The sequence below is a fragment of the Pseudomonas sp. PB106 genome (assembly GCF_009764645.1).
GTDB lineage: Bacteria > Pseudomonadota > Gammaproteobacteria > Pseudomonadales > Pseudomonadaceae > Aquipseudomonas.
On record NZ_RWIM01000185.1, the window covers coordinates 34,064 to 50,620 of the forward strand.

Genomic DNA, 16,557 nt, shown 5'->3' on the forward strand with positions numbered 1-16,557 from the left:
AAACCATGACCGCACACGACACCGCCAAAGCCCCGATCATCACCGACATGCAAGTCATCCCGGTGGCCGGCCACGATGGCATGTTGCTCAATCTCAGCGGTGCCCACGGGCCGTTTTTCACCCGCAACATTGTCATTCTCAAGGACAACGCCGGCCACACCGGTGTCGGTGAAGTGCCCGGTGGCGAGCGCATTCGCCAAACACTGGAAGACGCGCGCAGCCTGGTGGTCGGCAGCCCGATCGGCACGTATCAAAAGATCCTCAATCAGGTGCGCCAGACCTTCGCCGACCGCGATGCCGGTGGCCGTGGTTTGCAGACCTTTGACCTGCGCATCACCATCCATGCGGTCACCGGGCTTGAAGCCGCCCTGCTCGACTTGCTCGGCCAGCATCTTGACGTGCCGGTCGCAGCGCTGCTCGGTGAAGGGCAGCAACGCGATGAAGTGAAGATGCTTGGCTATCTGTTCTACGTCGGTGATCAACGGGAAACCGACCTCGCCTATCGCAGCGAACCGGACGCCGACAATGACTGGTTCCGCGTGCGTCACGAGAAGGCGATGACGGCCGAAGCGGTGGTGCGTCTCGCCGAAGCGGCGCATGCCAAGTACGGTTTCAAGGACTTCAAACTCAAGGGCGGCGTGCTCAGTGGCGATGCCGAAATCGAAGCGGTGACCGCACTGGCCGAGCGCTTCCCCGACGCGCGCATCACCCTCGATCCGAACGGCGCGTGGTCACTGAAAGAAGCCATCCGTTTGTGCCGCGATCAGCATCACGTTCTGGCTTACGCCGAAGACCCGTGCGGTGCAGAAAACGGTTATTCCGGACGTGAAGTGATGGCCGAATTCCGCCGCGCCACCGGGCTGAAAACCGCCACCAACATGATCGCCACCGACTGGCGTGAGATGGGCCACGCGATTCAGTTGCAATCAGTGGACATTCCGCTGGCCGACCCGCACTTCTGGACCATGCAGGGTTCGGTGCGCGTGGCGCAGATGTGTCATGAATGGGGCCTGACCTGGGGCTCGCACTCCAACAACCACTTCGATATCTCGCTGGCAATGTTCACCCATGTCGCGGCTGCCGCACCGGGCGACATCACCGCTATCGACACTCACTGGATCTGGCAGGACGGCCAGCGCTTGACCAAGGCGCCGCTGCAAATTGTCGACGGTCTGGTGCAGGTGCCGAAAAAACCGGGGCTGGGTGTCGAGCTGGATATGGATCAGGTGGCCAAGGCGCACGAACTGTACAAAGGCATGGGCCTCGGCGCGCGGGATGACAGCGTGGCGATGCAGTTTCTGATTCCGGGGTGGAAGTTCGATAACAAGCGGCCGTGTCTGGTGCGGTGAAACAAGGCTGGGTTGAATCAGATTTTGTATTCTGACAAATGAACCTGTGGGAGCTGGCTTGCCAGCGATAGCGGTGGGTCAGCCGACATCGATGTTGACCGGTCCGGCCCTATCGCTGGCAAGCCAGCTCCCACAGGGACGATGTGAGTCAGACAGAGATCTGTAGCAGCCAGTTTTTAAAGGCGAGCATCGCCGCCGTTTCAGGCCGCGACTGCAACCGCGTCAACCAATAACTCCCCGTCGTGATCTCAACCGCAAACGGCTGGCAGATCACCTCCGCCGCCAGCTGCCGGGCAAACATCAGCGGTGGCGCCAACGCCACCCCGCCACCCTGCAACGCCGCTTCCATCATCGCCAGCGACGAATCGAACACGATGCTTTGCGGCGGTGCGGCATGCGTCGCCAGTCCGGCGGCCTGAAACCATTGCGGCCATTCATCGGTGCGATAGGAACGCAGCAGGGTTTGCTGCAACAGATCCCCCGGCGCCTGCAATTGCCGAGCGATTTCCGGCACACACAACACCGACAGCGGTGCCTCCAGCAAACGCGTCGCCTCGATGCCATGCCACGCCCCGGCGCCAAAGCGGATCGCGTAATCCAGCCCTTCCGCCGCCACATCCACGCGGTTGTTGTTCGTCGACAAACGCAAATCTATCAGCGGATGTTTCGCCCGAAAGTCCGCCAGCCTCGGCAACAGCCAACCTACGGCGAAGGTGCCGACCGCGCCAACGGTCAACATTTCGCGATACTGTCCTCCAGCGAGGCGCTCGAGCATCTGCGCGATGTGATCGAACGAGGTGCTCAGCACCGGCAGCAAGGTTTCGCCTTCGCTGGTCAGCATCAGCCCACGGGGCAGGCGTTTGAACAAGGTCACGTTAAGTTGGGCCTCCAGGCTTTTGACCTGATGGCTGACCGCCGCTTGCGTGACGCACAGTTCCACCGCCGCGCGGGTGAAGCTCAAGTGGCGCGCCGAGGCTTCGAAGGCGCGCAGTGCATTGAGCGGCAATTGAGGTCGAATCATGCCCAGTCCCAAATTTTTCTAATGGCTCGTGCGAGATTTCATCGTTTGCCGAACCTCGCGACACTGCCTAAATTGGCGGCGCTGATCAGCCGCGCAACGAACAAATCGCCCGCAGTGTAGCGGGATAACACTACCAACACTCATGGAGAGTGGTTCATTCATGTCATCCCTTCAATCGAGCAAAGTCATTCCCTGCGCCGCTTTTGGCCTGTTGTTCGGCGCCACGTCCTGCCTGGCCGCCGTACCCAGCGACGCGCAACTGCAAGCGCTGGTCAACGATGCGGTGACGCCGGTGATGCAACAACAGGACATTCCCGGCCTGACCGTAGCACTGACCATCAGCGGTCAGGCGCATTACTTTAACTACGGTGTGGCGGCGAAAGACACCGGGCAGAAAACCAGCGAAAACACCCTGTTCGAAATCGGCTCGGTGAGCAAAACCTTCACCGCGACGCTCGCCGGTTACGCCCAGGCCACCGGCAAACTGGACCTGTCGACCAAGGCCAGCGCGCTTTGGCCTGAATTGAAAGGCAGCGCCTTCGACCACATCAGCGTGCTGCAACTGGGCACCTACAGCGCCGGCGGCTTGCCGCTGCAATTCCCGGCGCAATGGGATTCGACTGACAAGATGCTCGGCTATTTCCAGCAGTGGAAACCGATCTATCCGGCAGGCAGCCACCGCCAGTATTCCAATCCAAGCCTTGGACTGTTCGGCTATCTGGCAGCAAAAAGCCTCGGCCAGCCGTTTGATCAAGCGATGACGCAAACCCTGCTGCCGAAACTAGGCCTGCAACACACCTACCTCAGCGTGCCCGCCACACAGATGGGCCTGTACGCTCAGGGCTACAACAAGGATGGCAAACCAGTCCGCGTCACCCCAGGCGCGCTGGATGCGCAAGCCTACGGCGTGAAAACCAGCGCCGTGGACATGCTGCGTTACGTGCAGGCCAACCTGAGGCCTGAAACGCTGGAAGCGTCCTTGCAAAAAACCATCGCCAACACGCACACCGGTTACTACACGGTCGGCGACATGACTCAAGGTTTGGGTTGGGAAATGTACCGCTACCCGATCAGCCTCGACCGCTTGCTCGCCGGCAACTCGACGGAAATGGCCATGGAAGCGCACAAAGTGCAGTGGCTGAATCCGCCGCAACCGCAGCCGCATGACGTGCTGATCAACAAGACGGGATCGACCGGAGGCTTCGGGACATACGTGGCGTTTGTGCCGAGCAAGGATGTTGGCATTGTGATCATGGCCAACAAGAACTTCCCGATTCCTGAGCGGGTGAAAATCACTCATAAAATTCTCAGCGCTGTGGCTGACTGAAAAGCAAAAGATCGCAGCCTGCGGCAGCTCCTACATCGACCGATGTGAAAACCCGATCCTGTAGGAGCTGCCGCAGGCTGCGATCTTTTTGCAGGCAAAAAAAATGGGCGATCTTGCTGAGATCGCCCATTTTTCAACGCTCGCTTATGCGATCAATCATCCGGCATTTCCGGCGGTTTGCTCGGTTTCGCAGGCTTGGTCGGCTTGGCGTTCTTCGCACCTTTCGCCGGCTCCGGCTCGGCAGCGGCTGGTGCCTGAGCCGCAGCCGCGGCGGCCGCTTCTTTCTCGGCCATGGGCATGGCGTCGATGGTGTCGAAGATTTTCTTCAGGTCCAGCGCTTTCGCTTCATCCCCCGATGCGGAGAGTTTGGTTTCGCCGTCCTTGCCCACCAGGAACACTTTCGGATACGCCCCGGCACCCAGCTTCAGCGAGCGCAGCAGCGCCATGGTGTCTTGCTGGCCCATGTCCTTGCCGTCGAGTTGGCCGGACATGTTGAGGATGGTGTAGACCTTGATGTTGCGGTCGGTGACGCCCTTTTTGTTCGCGGGGTCTTCCAGCGATTTCTTGAGGGCGACCCACACGGGATCGACGGTGCTTTGTGCGATCACGATCAGCGGTCGGGCGCGGCCCAGATCTCCAGCAATGGGCGAATCGTTGTCAGCGGCGAACAAGGGGCCGGCAATCGCCAGCAAGAGTGTCAGGGTCAGTGACCTGATGAGCATGCGCATCTCCTTTTGATATCCACGCTCTAATGATTGCGCATCGTGGCGATTGTTCCGGGAGTGACCGGCAAATATGTCTCGCCTAGTCAGAAGCTTAGGACAGGCACGACATTGCGCAACATCACAGACGTGATCGCAACCCGGATTTGATTACCTTTTATGACCGCATTAGGGTGGCTGCTCTGCCAACGAAATGGAGTTCAGCCGCATGCACATCGATTACCTGTGCGATCACCCCGAATTGATCGAAGAACTGGCCACCCTCAACTTTGAGGAATGGGGCGAGTTTCGCGCTTGCTCGGTGGGGCATTACTGATCGAGAGCGATCTGAAACTGCGGCCAAACCTGACGCCTTGGCTGGCCGGGGTTTATGTGAAGGCTGAGGAACGCGGTTGCGGGATTGCTTCGCAACTGGTCAATCGAGTGGTTGCTGAAGCGACGGCGCTCGGTGTGCGGGAGTTGTATCTGTACACCGACACGTCGCAGTCGCTGTATGCGCGACTGGGTTGGCAGGTGCTTGAGGAGCTGATTTACGAGGACTTGCCAGTGACGGTGATGAAATACACCACTCAGAACGCCAGTTTGTAACCGATCAACACCAGCATCGTCGCCAGGCACGGGCGCAGCACTTCATCGGAGATACGCCCGGTCAGGTGGCTGCCGAGCCAGATGCCTGGCAACGAGCCGACCAACAGGAAACCCAGTACACCCCAATCCATGTTGCCCATGCTCGCGTGGCCAAGACCGGCAACCAGGGTGAGCGGCACGGCGTGGGCGATTTCGGTGCCGACCAGACGACGGGTCGGCAGCAGCGGATAGAGGATGAACAGCGCGACGGTGCCGAGGGCGCCAGCGCCAATCGAGGTCAGGGCGACCATGGTGCCGAGGACCAGACCGGTGATCACCGTCAGCACATTCAGGCGCGAGCCGCTCGGGTTGTAGTTGCCGCCGGCGCGTTTGTGGGCGAAGTCGAGCAAGCGTTTCTTGAAGAAAATCGCCAGCGCCGTAGCGAACAATACAAAGCCCAAAGCCTGTTTGATGATGGCGTTCATCGCATCCGGCGCGGTGTGCAGGGTGCTGAGGAACCATAAGGTCATGGCCACCGCCGGCACGCTGCCGAGGGTCAGCCAGCCAGTGATGGCCCAGTCGATATTCTTGTTTTTGCGATGAACGAGCACGCCGCTGGATTTGGTAATGGCGGCGTACAGCAGGTCAGTACCCACTGCGGTTGCCGGGTTGATGCCGAACCACAACAGGATCGGCGTCATCAACGAACCACCGCCGACACCGGTCATGCCGACAATAAAACCCACCACCAGCCCGGCAATCACCAGGCCGAAATTCGCCAATTCCATTAACACGTCCAGAAAAACGACAGGAAAAATCTGGCCCGCAGCATAGCGATTTTTCTTATAACCACATATATCGATGCGGTCTATCGTTATGCCATATCGAATTCAACGCAGGGACCTGTGGGAGCGGTCTTGCCCGCGATGAGGTTTGTCAGTTAGCTGATCCATTGACTGACACACCGTAATCGCTGGCAAGCCAGCTCCCACAGGGAATGTGTGATGCACAAAACTCAGTGCACTCGCCGCCCCGGTTTGAAACTGTGGGTTTTGTTGCTCCACACGGTGGCCAAGGCAATCAGCGACAGAATCAACAACGCCCACGGAAACGACATCGCCCCCGCCCGATCCAGCAACAAGCCGCCGAACAAACCGCCACCGGCAATTGCCACGTTCCACGAGGTGGTGAGCATCGCCTGCACCACGTCGACGTGATCACCCGCCGAGTCCGCCGCTGACGTCAGCAACAAGGTGGCCGAGCCGCCAAACGACAAGCCCCACACCGCCATGCACGCATAAATGACCAGTGGTGATGGCACCGCCAACGCCAGCACCAATGCAGTCAAGGCAAACACCGCGAGGCTGATCAGCGTCAGCCAGCGCAACCAGCGATCCACCAGCAAGCCGATGATCCAGATGCCGCCCAGCGAACACAGGCCGAACACCAGCAGCACCAGATCGACGCGGTCAGCCAGCCCGGCCTGCGTCAGAAACGGCGCAATGTAGGTGTAGAGAATGTTGTGCCCGAGCATCCACGTCAGCACCACGAATAGCACAGGGCGCACGCCGGGCAGGCGTAGCGATTCGAGCAACGGCAGGCGTTCTTCGCTGGTTTGTCCCGGGCGATCCGGCACCGAGATGACGATCCACGCCGCCAGCACCAGGGCCAGCGCCGACATGATCCCGAACGACGCGCGCCAGCCGATCAGATTGCCCAGCCACGTGCCCGCCGGCGTGCCCAGTGACAACGCCACCGGCGTGCCGAGCATGGCAATCGCCAGCGCCCGCCCCTGCTGATGCACCGGCACGATACCGCGCGCGTAACCGGCCATGATCCCCCATGACAGCCCCGCCGCCATTCCGGCGAGAAAACGCGAGGCCAGGGTCAGTCCGTAGTGACTGGAGAACGTGGTGATGGTGTTGAACACCAGGAATCCGCCAACCGTCATCAACAACACTCGCCGCCGAGGCCAGCCGCGTGTGGCGACCGTCAGCGGAATCGCCGCAACAATCGAGCCCAGCGCATACAGCGTAACCAGTTGGCCGGCGAGCACTTCGCTGACGTTGAGCCCGGCGCCGATTTGCGGCAGCAACCCGGCGGGCAGGGTTTCGGTGAGGATGGCAATGAAGCCGGTCATCGCGAACGCCAGCAACGCGGCATAGGGCAATTTGTCCGCACGGGCGGTGCGCTCGACACGGCTGAAATCGGCGCTTGCGGGGTCGGTCATGACAGGTGCAGCTCCATGTTGATCAATAACGGTGACGGATTGTATACAAAAACAACCTTCACTATTGGATCAATGTGCACCACAAAAACTTGTGGGAGCTGGCTTGCCAGCGATGAGGCCGGACCAGGCAACATCGTTTTGCCTGACCCACCGCCATCGCTGGCAAGCCAGCTCCCACAGGTTTTGTGCTGCATTGATTGTCATCCGCTCCACCGGTCTCACTGCACCGGCAGGAAATTCAGAAACAACAAACTCTGCGCGTAATTCAAACCAATCCGCCGATAACGCTCATCAAGCATCTGCGTGATCAAATCCAGTCGCGCAACGATCTTGCCGAACTCGGTGGCGAAACTCAGGTTGGTGCCCTCCTCCGAGATCTCATTGGAAAACAGCAGTGGCTGGCCGGCGGTGTTCTGCCGTTGCGACAGAATCCACGTGGCTTTTTCGATATTGCGCGCGGCGTTGTGAACGAACGTCGGGTTGATCGCGTCCATCATATAGAAATCGGTGCGATTGCCGTGGGCGGTGACCAGCATGCTGCCGATTGCGTAGATGAACGCGCCGACACGGTCACCGCGAAATTCCGGGCTCATCGCGTAGCTGAGCGCTGCCAGATCCTTGCGTCCGCCCAGCACCGGCAGCGGCTGTTGCTGCTCGATGGCCATGCGTACCTGTTTCACCGCCGCATGGATGTTGAGAAAGCCGGACTTGCGCAGCTCGTCCGGGTTGCGCAAGTACAACTTGCCCTGCAAGCGGTAGAGGCTGTTGAGGTTGTCGCGCATCGCCAGGGTCGCCATGCGGTCGACGCTGGTCTGCAAGAATTCCTGCGGCTTGCCGTCACGCATCTGGTTGAAGAAACCGTTGCCGTCCTGATGGCTGCAACCGCTGAACAACAGCGACGACAAACAGACGAGCAACACGCACGGACGACGAAAGAAAGGGGCAATCAGATGAAAAGCGCTCGGCATGAATTCTCGATCAGGCACGTTCCTGTGCGGCGGGGGTCACCGCATCCTGGCCATGGATAGAGCCGCCGATTGCGAAAAAGTGCAGTGGTGCAGATGACCAGCCGACCTCCGGCACCTTCGCCACAACCAATTAGTCTGTCTTTATGGTTGAAATAAACGATTCATCAGCTATAAATTTCCTTCCATAGAACAAATAGCATGACTAGTACCCATGTAGGAGCTGCCGAAGGCTGCGATCTTTTGATCTTGCCTCTGAAAATCAAAGTCAAAAGATCGCAGCCTTCGGCAGCTCCTACACGGCATCGGCGCCATTTTGAAAACAACAACAAGAAGGAAGGTCTACCATGCTGCAACCCCGTCACCTGCTCTCCGGCCTCGGACTGTCCCTGATGATCGCCACCCTTTCCGCCAATGCGGCGGGCCTGACCGCTGAACACAAAGCCTTCGGCAAAACCAATGACGGTACGCCCGTCGAGCAATACATCCTGCGCAACAGCCACGGTATGCAAGCCACCGTCATCACTTATGGCGCGACCCTGCAATCGCTGAAAGTCGCTGACAAGCACGGCAAGTTCGACGACGTGGTGCTCGGTTTCGACGATGTGCAGGGCTATCAGAAAGGCACCGCCTACTTTGGCGCGACCATCGGCCGCTTCGGCAATCGCCTGGCTGACGGGGCGTTCGAACTCGATGGCAAGCGCTATCAAGTGCCGCAGAACGACAAGTCCAACGCGCTGCACGGCGGCACTCAGGGCTTTGACAAGAAAGTCTGGAAGGCCGAGGAAACCAAGGACAAGGATTCGGTCGGCGTGACCCTGACCTATCTGTCGGCGGATGGCGAAATGGGCTTCCCCGGCAATCTCACCACTGAAGTGACTTATCGCCTCACTGACAACAACGAACTGCGCATCGATTACAAGGCCAGCACCGACAAGCCAACGGTGCTCAACCTGACCAACCACAGCTACTTCAACCTCGCCGGCGCCGGCAATGGCGACATTCTCAAACAGGTCGCCACCCTGCACGCCAGCCATTACACGCCGGTGACGGCCAAACTGATTCCAACCGGTGAACTGGCGCCCGTGGCCGGCACGCCGATGGATTTCACCCAACCAACGGCGATTGGCACGCACATCAAGGCGGATCACCCGCAGCTGAAATTCGCTGAACCGAAACAGGGCGGCTTCGATTTCAACTGGGCGCTGGACACCAAGGGCGATATCAAACAAGTCGCCACTGAAGTCAGCGATCCGCAATCCGGTCGCGTTCTGCAGCTGTTCACCACGGAACCTGGCGTGCAGTTCTACACCAGCAACTTCCTCGACGGCACGGTCAAAGGCAAGGGTGGCAAGGTGTATCCGCACTGGGGCGCGTTTACCCTCGAGACTCAGCACTATCCGGATTCGCCGAATCAAGCGAATTTCCCAAGCACGCGGCTTGATCCGGGGCAGAGCTATGCCCACAGCGTAGTACTCAAATTCTCCGCAAAATAACCCGCCCTCACAGTGCCTGATCGTTCCCATGCTCCGCGTGGGAATGCCTCAAGGGACGCTCCGCGTTCCAGCTCGCGAAGGGACGCGGAGCGTCCCGGGCTGCATTCCCACGCTGAGCGTGGGAACGATCGAGCTAACGATCAAGCTACGTCTGTTGTGAAAGCATTCGGAACGATCTGGTCTATCCTGCTGCCCATTTAAAAGTATCGACACTTTCGGATGGGAGGTTTGAATGCGTACCCTTGAATTGGCTGGCGTGCAGGTTCCGGTGATCGGTCAGGGCACCTGGCGCATGGGCGAAGACCGCTCGGCGCACAAGCGCGAAGTCGCGGCCCTGCGCACCGGGATCGAGCTGGGTATGACCCTGATCGACAGCGCCGAAATGTACGCCGAGGGCGGCGCCGAAAGCGTGGTCGGCGAAGCCATCACCGGTTTGCGCGATCAGGTGTTTCTGGTCAGCAAGGTCTACCCGCACAACGCCAGCCGCAAAGGTATCCCGCAGGCCTGCGAGCGTAGCTTGCGCCGGCTCAACACCGACTACATCGATCTCTATCTGCTGCACTGGCGCGGTCAGTACCCGCTGGAGGAAACCGTCGAAGCGTTCGAACGCCTGCGCGAGGACGGCAAGATCGGTCGTTGGGGCGTGTCGAATTTTGATGTCGACGATCTCGAAGAACTCTCCAGCTCGGTCTGCGCGACCAATCAGGTGCTCTACAACCTCGAAGAACGCGGCATCGAATTCGATCTGTTGCCGTGGTGCCAGCACCAGCGCATGCCGCTGATGGCTTACTGCCCGATCGGTCAGGGCGGCGCCATGCTTGCCGAACCGGTGCTGAAAGACATTGCCGCTCGTCACGGCGTGACCCCGGCACAGGTTTCGCTGGCGTGGATTCTGCGTCAGGATGGCGTGATTGCGATTCCCAAGGCTGTGCGACCCGAGCACGTGCAACTCAATGCACAAGCGGCGCAGCTGCAACTGGAGGCAGGGGATCTGGCGGCGCTGGACCACGTGTTTCAAGCGCCACAACGCAAGCAGCGGCTGGCCATGGTCTGAGCCGCTGCCGACTGGCGGGCTTGGTTATGAGAAGCACTGATCAGCACGACCCGTTCAACCTGCAACGCTTTGTTCAGGCCCAGGAACCGGTGTTCGAGCGCGTGCAACGCGAACTCGACGAAGGCCGCAAACGCAGCCACTGGATGTGGTTTGTCTTTCCGCAGTTCGCGGGCCTGGGCGGCAGTGAAATGTCCCGGCGCTTCGCCATCGGTTCAGCCGAGGAAGCCCGGGCTTATCTGGAGCATGAACTGCTCGGCGCGCGGCTGCGGATCTGCACGCAGTTGGTGCTGAACGTGCAGCAGCGCTCGATTGCGCAGATTTTCGGCCACCCCGATGACCTGAAATTCCATTCCTCGATGACCCTGTTCGCGCAGTTTGGCGCTGAGGACAGCCTGTTCAACCAGGCATTGGAGCGCTACTTCCACGGCATCCTCGATGAATGGACGCTGCAATTGCTCGACTCAAAACAGGCCCAGTTGCCCACCGATCAGGGTTGAAAAATCGTCGTCGACAAACGGCAGAATCGCGTCCGCCACCGGTTGCAGTTGCCGGGTGATGTAGTGGTCGTAGTCGATGGCGGCGCGGCGCACTTCCAGCGGCTCGGGGCCGGCCAAGGTGATCACGTAACTGATCCAGCCGCCGTTCTGATATTGCCGTGGGCGGCCGTGTTGCGCGTTGTAGTCGTCGGCCAGACGCGCCGCGCGTACATGCGGCGGCACGTTGCGTTCGTAGTCGTCGAGGGTGCGGCGCAGGCGCTTGCGGTAGACCAGCCGATCATCGAATTCCCCGGCGAGGGTTTTGCGCACGTAGTCACGCACGTAATCCTGATACGGCTTGCGCTGAAAGATTCGCTCGTACAGTTCCTGCTGAAACTGCCGGGCCAGCAGCGACCAGTCGGTGCGCACGGTTTCCAGGCCTTTGTAGACCATTTCATCGCTGCCGTCGGCACGGGTCACGAGGCCCGCGTAGCGCTTCTTGCTGCCCTCCTCCGCGCCGCGAATGGTCGGCATCAGGAAACGTTTGTAGTGAATTTCGAATTGCAGCTCGAGGGCGCTTTCCAGGCCGTATTCCTCGCGCACATGCTCGCGCCACCAATCGTTGACGTGCTTGACCAGCGCATGGCCAATGTTCGCCGCCTCTTCCTGCCCGTGCGGACGGCGCAGCCAGACGAACGTCGAGTCGGTGTCGCCGTAGATCACCGCGTGGCCCTGCTCCTCGATCAGCTTGCGCGTGCGCAGCATGATTTCGTGACCGCGCAGGGTGATCGATGAGGCCAGCCGTGTATCGAAGAAGCGGCAACCGCTGGAGCCGAGTACGCCATAGAAGGCGTTCATGATGATTTTCAGCGCTTGCGACAACGGCGCGTTGTGCTCGCGTTTGGCGGTCTCGCGGCCCTCGGCGACCCGTGAAACGATTGACGGCAGGCAATGGCGGTTGCGTGAGAAGCGTGCGCCACGGAATCCCGGCACCGAATCGGTGTCGTCCGGGTGCTGCAAGCCTTCGATCAACCCGACCGGGTCGATCAGGAACGTGCGAATGATCGACGGATACAGGCTCTTGTAATCAAGTACCAGCACCGATTCGTAGAGGCCCGGTTGGGAGTCCATGACGAAACCGCCGGGACTGGCCTGCGGCGGATTGGTGCCGAGGTTTGGCGCGACGAAACCTTGTCGGTGCATCAACGGCATATACAAATGCGTGAACGCCGCCACCGAGCCGCCGCTGCGGTCCGCCGGCAAACCGGTGACGCTGGCGCGCTCAAGCAAAAACGTCAGCAGTTCGGTCTTGGCGAAGATCCGCGTAACCAGTTCGCAGTCCTTGAGGTTGTACTTGGCCAGCGCCGGTTTGTCCTCGGCGAACATGCGGTTGATCTCGTCCATGCGCTGGTACGGGTTGTCGATGGCTTTGCCTTCGCCGAGCAGGGTTTGCGCGACGTTTTCCAGACTGAACGACGGAAAACTCCAGGTCGCCGAACGCAGGGATTCGATGCCGTCGATGATCAGCCGCCCCGCCGCCGAAGCGAAGTAGTGATTGCGGCTGCCGTGCTCGCGCCACTGCATCTCTTCGCCGCCACGGCCGATTTTCAGCGGCACGCCGAGGCGCCGGGCGTGTTCATGAAGGATGCGCAAATCGAACTGCACGACGTTCCAGCCGATGATCGCGTCGGGGTCGTGCTGTGCGAACCAGTCGTTGAGTTTCTTCAGAATCAACGTGCGCGAGCCGCAGTATTCGAGGTCGAAGTCGACGATGCTGGCGTCGCCGTTCGGCGCACCGAGCATGTACACCTGACGCTGACCGCAGCCTTCCAGGGCAATCGAATACAGCTCGCCGGTTTCGGTGGTTTCGATGTCCAGCGAGACCAGCCGCAGCGTGGGTCGGTAATTCGGCGCCGGTTTCAGGTGGGCGTTGAGCAACACGCCTTCGGCATCGGCAGTGCCGCTGAAAAACACCGGGGCGGTGATGAAACGCTCCATCAGGTAGCGTTCCGGCGGGCGCACGTCGGCCTCGTAGACGTCGACACCGTTGCGGTTGAGCGCGGTTTCCAGGCGCATCAACTGACCGTGTTGCTGGCAATACAGACCCAGCACCGGGCGATGCTGGAAATCCTGCAACTCCAATGGCCGCAGTTCGACGTTCTTTTCGTCGTGCAGCAGGCGTTCGGCGACGGCGCGCTGTTCGGCGGGGATAAACGCCACCGACGGTTGGTGCGGCAAGCGCACACGGCGCGGCCCGGCGTCGGTCGCCAGCCAGAACTCGACTTCGGTGCCGGCAGCGGTATCACGCCAATGCCGGGTCAGGACGAAGCCCTGCGGTAAATCCACCACTGCAACCTCGGAAATTGAAACAGGGAGGCATTCTACGCGGCATTACCCGGGATGACGCTGGCGATAAATCGCATCCAGCCGTGGAAAAACCCGGCAAATGACGTTTTTTGCGTGTTATCTGCCGCTTTGCCACCTTGCCCTGCGCGCTTGCGTCTACGATGCTTGGATAACAACGACAACACCTGAGTAACCGCCATGAAGACCGTCGCCCAACTGCTCAAGCTCAAAGATCAGAAAAATCAGGAAGTGCACCAGATCAAGCCTGATCACATGGTGATCGAAGCGCTGATGAAGATGGCCGAGAAAAACGTCGGCGCCTTGCTGGTGGTCGAAGACGAGCAAGTGGTCGGCATCATCAGCGAACGCGATTACGCACGCAAACTGGTGCTGCATGGTCGTTCATCGGTCGGCACCCCGGTGCGCGACATCATGGTGTCGAACGTGATCACCGTGGACACCCATCAAACCGTCGACACTTGCCTGGGCATCATGTCCGACAAACGCCTGCGTCACTTGCCGGTGGTAGAGAACGGCAAGTTGATCGGCTTGCTGTCGATTGGTGACCTGGTCAAGGAAGCGATTGCCGAACAGGCCGAACTGATCAAACAGTTGGAGCAGTACATTCGCGGGGAGTAACTCCCCCTCCCTGTGATCGTTCCCACGCTCCGCGTGGGAATGCCTCCTGTGACGCTCTGCGTCACGCGTTGGGACGCAGAGCGTCCCGGGCTGCGTTACCACGCAGAGCGTGGGAACCATCATCTCAGTCAGGACGGCCAATGCCGGGCGAAGACCGGCGCCAGCACCGGGTGTCGGTCAATGCGCTGCAACCACGCATAAAACCCCGGCCGACTCTGGCGCAAATGCTCCCGACTCCCCGCCCAACGCGTCACCACCGCCGCCAGCACATCCAGCGCGCCCGGCGTTTCGTCATCCAGATACAACTCGGCGGAAAACTGGTCGGCGAACACCTCCCAACTCCAGTGCAATCGCTCACGGGCGCCAGCCATCAGGTTCTGCCGCGACGCTTCGTCGGGCATCACCAGCCAGCGCTCGGGATAATCGATGACGCCGACCGCCGTGTAGCAATTGCTGACGATATAGACCATGCCGCGAATGGCCTGATCGCGGTCGGCCGCCTCAATCGGCAACAGCTGCGACTGCGGAAACGTCAGGCCAAGATGAATCAGAATCGCCGCGCTTTCGGTCAACGCACTGCCGTCGGGCAGTTGCAACGTCGGTATCTGCTTCAGCGGATTGAGTTTGGCCAACGCTTCGGCGGCCTCGGCGCTGGCTTCGATATCAATGAAGCGGTAGGCGATCTGGCACAGCTCCAGCGCCGCTTCAATCGCGGCTGCGCCCGAATTTCTGTGCCCGTAGAGCTGGTACATAGCCGATCCCCCGAATTAAGCCTCTGCCAAGGGTAGATGGCGGCAGGCCCGGTGTAGAAAAATTGTGCATGTGTATCGGTTTTGGCACGTTTTTCCCATGCAATCGCGACTTGCGAATTCAAACCTCGCAAAACAGCGCTGATGGTGCCCATCCCGCACCAAGAGCAATCATCGAACGCTATCCGCGTTCTTGTAAGGTGCGATACCGAACCAAAAGTTCGTGTGTCCGAGCTGGCAACAAGGAGTTCACCGCGTGAATCTTCAAACGCTTTGCCGCATCACCCTCTCTTCGTTTATTCGTGCACAACGCCGCGTTCATCTGAACAGTCCCGGCGGCCTTTGCACTTACTTTATTACCTGACGCCACAATCGCACGCTGCATTCGGCAATGAGTCATTCGCCGATGGCGGCATGCTATTTATTTTTTAAATATGACTCGAACAGTTATTGCGCAAACGGCGTATTAATTGGACGGCAGTGAGATTGTCGAACAATAACTTTCGGCCTATTGGCAAGTGCACCAAAACTGTTCCACTGAATTGAATCACTCAACACTTCAACATCGGTTTCATTTAAACAACAACAAGGAACATACCCCGTGACCCGCTAAAACATTGGCCCGCACCAATTCAGTCCGCCGCGCACCAGCAAGTGCCGTGGCCGCCAGCCAAGCAGCCGCTCTATCCCGCCGATCAGCCGGATATCGCGCTCAGCCTGACTCGCCTGTAAAAAAGCTCCGCCAACCGGAGTTGCGGCAATCTGCGCCCCGGTGAAAAACTGCACCAATGGCAAAACTTATATAAATGCGACATGCGTAACACTGGTGAAATAACAGTTCTACATTTCGGCAACGTTTGGCACAGCGGTTGCTATGTGTAACAGCCATGAGACACCAGAAACGGTCTCCCTTAATAAAAGAACAACCGGGGAATGGGTAATGAACACACGAAGTCGATGGCGCTGAGCCAGTAAGTTTGCACAAGCCTTGTTAAAGGGATAGATCAACTATCGGCTTCTGCACACCCATAAGAAAGTTGTAATCACCCACTCGAACATGGCGCACATGTTCGGACGGCACCTTATTGCCCTTCATCAACCCGAGGGAGCTTTAATGAACGATGCGGTAAAGCACAGAACCCTGCCGGGGCCGTTGCGGGATGCACCGATCCCGCCGCCCTCGGACAGGCCGGCCTTTAAAGCCAATACCTCGCAACCCGGCGGTTTGAACAAACAGCAGATGGTGTTGCTGGTGGCTGTGTCGGCGCTGATACATGGCGGCGCCTGGTGGTTTCTTCAGCAATCGCGAACCGAGCCATTGCCGACGCCACCGCAGATCCCGGAAATGACCGTCGAGCTGACCAGCCCGACGCCACCGGCACCGCCCACACCGGAACCGCCACCCCCGCCTCCGCCGCCACCGCCTCCGGAACCTGAACAACCGGTGGAAGACGAGGACGCGGTCAAGCCACCGCCGAAACCGGTAGAGAAACCCAAGCCGATCGAAAAACCGAAACCGGTCGAAAAGCCGAAACCGGTGAAAAAGGTCGAGCCGCCGAAAGCTCCGCCCGCCCCGGCGCAACCTGCTGCGCCCGCCGCACCGGCCACGCCCAGCG

14 protein-coding genes and 1 pseudogene are annotated in these 16,557 nt (G+C 59.6%); 8 read left to right on the plus strand and 7 right to left on the minus strand.

What is annotated here, in order from left to right:
- Positions 1-5 precede the first annotated feature (5 nt).
- Positions 6-1,349, plus strand: coding sequence for a glucarate dehydratase (gudD, locus tag EJA71_RS23475; RefSeq protein WP_158959911.1), 1,344 nt, complete (start codon positions 6-8; stop codon positions 1,347-1,349).
- A 148-nt stretch (positions 1,350-1,497) separates the two neighbouring features.
- On the opposite strand, the gene EJA71_RS23480 is transcribed toward gudD, so the two are convergent.
- A complete protein-coding gene (locus EJA71_RS23480) occupies positions 1,498-2,370 on the minus strand; it encodes a LysR family transcriptional regulator (RefSeq protein WP_158959913.1) in 873 nt (290 codons plus the stop codon).
- A 160-nt stretch (positions 2,371-2,530) separates the two neighbouring features.
- Here EJA71_RS23480 and ampC point away from each other — a divergent pair, with 160 nt between their 5' ends.
- Positions 2,531-3,697 carry a class C beta-lactamase gene (gene ampC / locus EJA71_RS23485; RefSeq protein WP_158959915.1) on the plus strand — a complete coding sequence of 389 codons (1,167 nt, stop codon included), beginning with the start codon at positions 2,531-2,533 and terminating at the stop codon, positions 3,695-3,697.
- 152 nt (positions 3,698-3,849) lie between these two features.
- Here the strand turns inward: ampC and EJA71_RS23490 are convergent, their stop codons facing one another.
- Positions 3,850-4,419, minus strand: coding sequence for a DUF4174 domain-containing protein (locus EJA71_RS23490; RefSeq protein ID WP_158959917.1), 570 nt, complete (start codon positions 4,417-4,419; stop codon positions 3,850-3,852).
- Positions 4,420-4,713: 294 nt separating this feature from the next.
- Here EJA71_RS23490 and EJA71_RS23495 point away from each other — a divergent pair, with 294 nt between their 5' ends.
- A complete protein-coding gene (locus tag EJA71_RS23495) occupies positions 4,714-5,007 on the plus strand; it encodes a GNAT family N-acetyltransferase (RefSeq protein ID WP_256671786.1) in 294 nt (97 codons plus the stop codon).
- On the opposite strand, the gene EJA71_RS23500 is transcribed toward EJA71_RS23495, so the two are convergent.
- The 3 genes from EJA71_RS23500 to EJA71_RS23510 form a co-directional block, all read right to left on the minus strand.
- Positions 4,989-5,774, minus strand: coding sequence for a sulfite exporter TauE/SafE family protein (locus tag EJA71_RS23500; RefSeq protein ID WP_158959919.1), 786 nt, complete (start codon positions 5,772-5,774; stop codon positions 4,989-4,991). The genes EJA71_RS23495 and EJA71_RS23500 overlap by 19 nt on opposite strands.
- Positions 5,775-6,001: 227 nt before the next feature.
- Positions 6,002-7,216, minus strand: a complete 1,215-nt coding sequence (locus EJA71_RS23505) for an MFS transporter (protein ID WP_158959921.1) — start codon at positions 7,214-7,216, stop codon at positions 6,002-6,004.
- A gap of 218 nt (positions 7,217-7,434) precedes the next feature.
- The gene (locus EJA71_RS23510; protein WP_158959923.1) at positions 7,435-8,184 is read right to left on the minus strand and encodes a hypothetical protein; all 750 of its coding nucleotides are present in this window, start codon (positions 8,182-8,184) and stop codon (positions 7,435-7,437) included.
- 344 nt (positions 8,185-8,528) lie between these two features.
- On the opposite strand from EJA71_RS23510, the gene EJA71_RS23515 reads away from it, so the two are divergent.
- From EJA71_RS23515 to EJA71_RS23525, 3 genes are all read left to right on the plus strand, one after another.
- Positions 8,529-9,677 carry an aldose epimerase family protein gene (locus tag EJA71_RS23515; protein WP_158959925.1) on the plus strand — a complete coding sequence of 383 codons (1,149 nt, stop codon included), beginning with the start codon at positions 8,529-8,531 and terminating at the stop codon, positions 9,675-9,677.
- A 232-nt stretch (positions 9,678-9,909) separates the two neighbouring features.
- Positions 9,910-10,731 (plus strand): aldo/keto reductase, encoded by an 822-nt coding sequence (locus EJA71_RS23520; protein ID WP_158959926.1) that lies wholly within the window; start codon positions 9,910-9,912, stop codon positions 10,729-10,731.
- A 26-nt stretch (positions 10,732-10,757) separates the two neighbouring features.
- Positions 10,758-11,228, plus strand: a complete 471-nt coding sequence (locus EJA71_RS23525; RefSeq protein ID WP_158959928.1) for a DUF1810 domain-containing protein — start codon at positions 10,758-10,760, stop codon at positions 11,226-11,228.
- Here EJA71_RS23525 and EJA71_RS23530 read toward each other — a convergent pair.
- A complete protein-coding gene (locus EJA71_RS23530) occupies positions 11,193-13,553 on the minus strand; it encodes a DNA polymerase II (protein WP_178113742.1) in 2,361 nt (786 codons plus the stop codon). The two genes, EJA71_RS23525 and EJA71_RS23530, sit on opposite strands and share 36 nt — an antisense overlap.
- A 198-nt stretch (positions 13,554-13,751) precedes the next feature.
- On the opposite strand from EJA71_RS23530, the gene EJA71_RS23535 reads away from it, so the two are divergent.
- Positions 13,752-14,192, plus strand: a complete 441-nt coding sequence (locus EJA71_RS23535; protein WP_158959932.1) for a CBS domain-containing protein — start codon at positions 13,752-13,754, stop codon at positions 14,190-14,192.
- Between the two features lie 128 nt (positions 14,193-14,320).
- On the opposite strand, the gene EJA71_RS23540 is transcribed toward EJA71_RS23535, so the two are convergent.
- Positions 14,321-14,944: a glutathione S-transferase N-terminal domain-containing protein gene (locus EJA71_RS23540; protein WP_158959934.1), complete on the minus strand. Its 624-nt coding sequence runs from the start codon at positions 14,942-14,944 to the stop codon at positions 14,321-14,323.
- Positions 14,945-16,055: 1,111 nt separating this feature from the next.
- Between EJA71_RS23540 and EJA71_RS23545 the strand changes: the two are divergent.
- Positions 16,056-16,557: pseudogene (locus tag EJA71_RS23545) on the plus strand (energy transducer TonB); the annotation flags it as partial.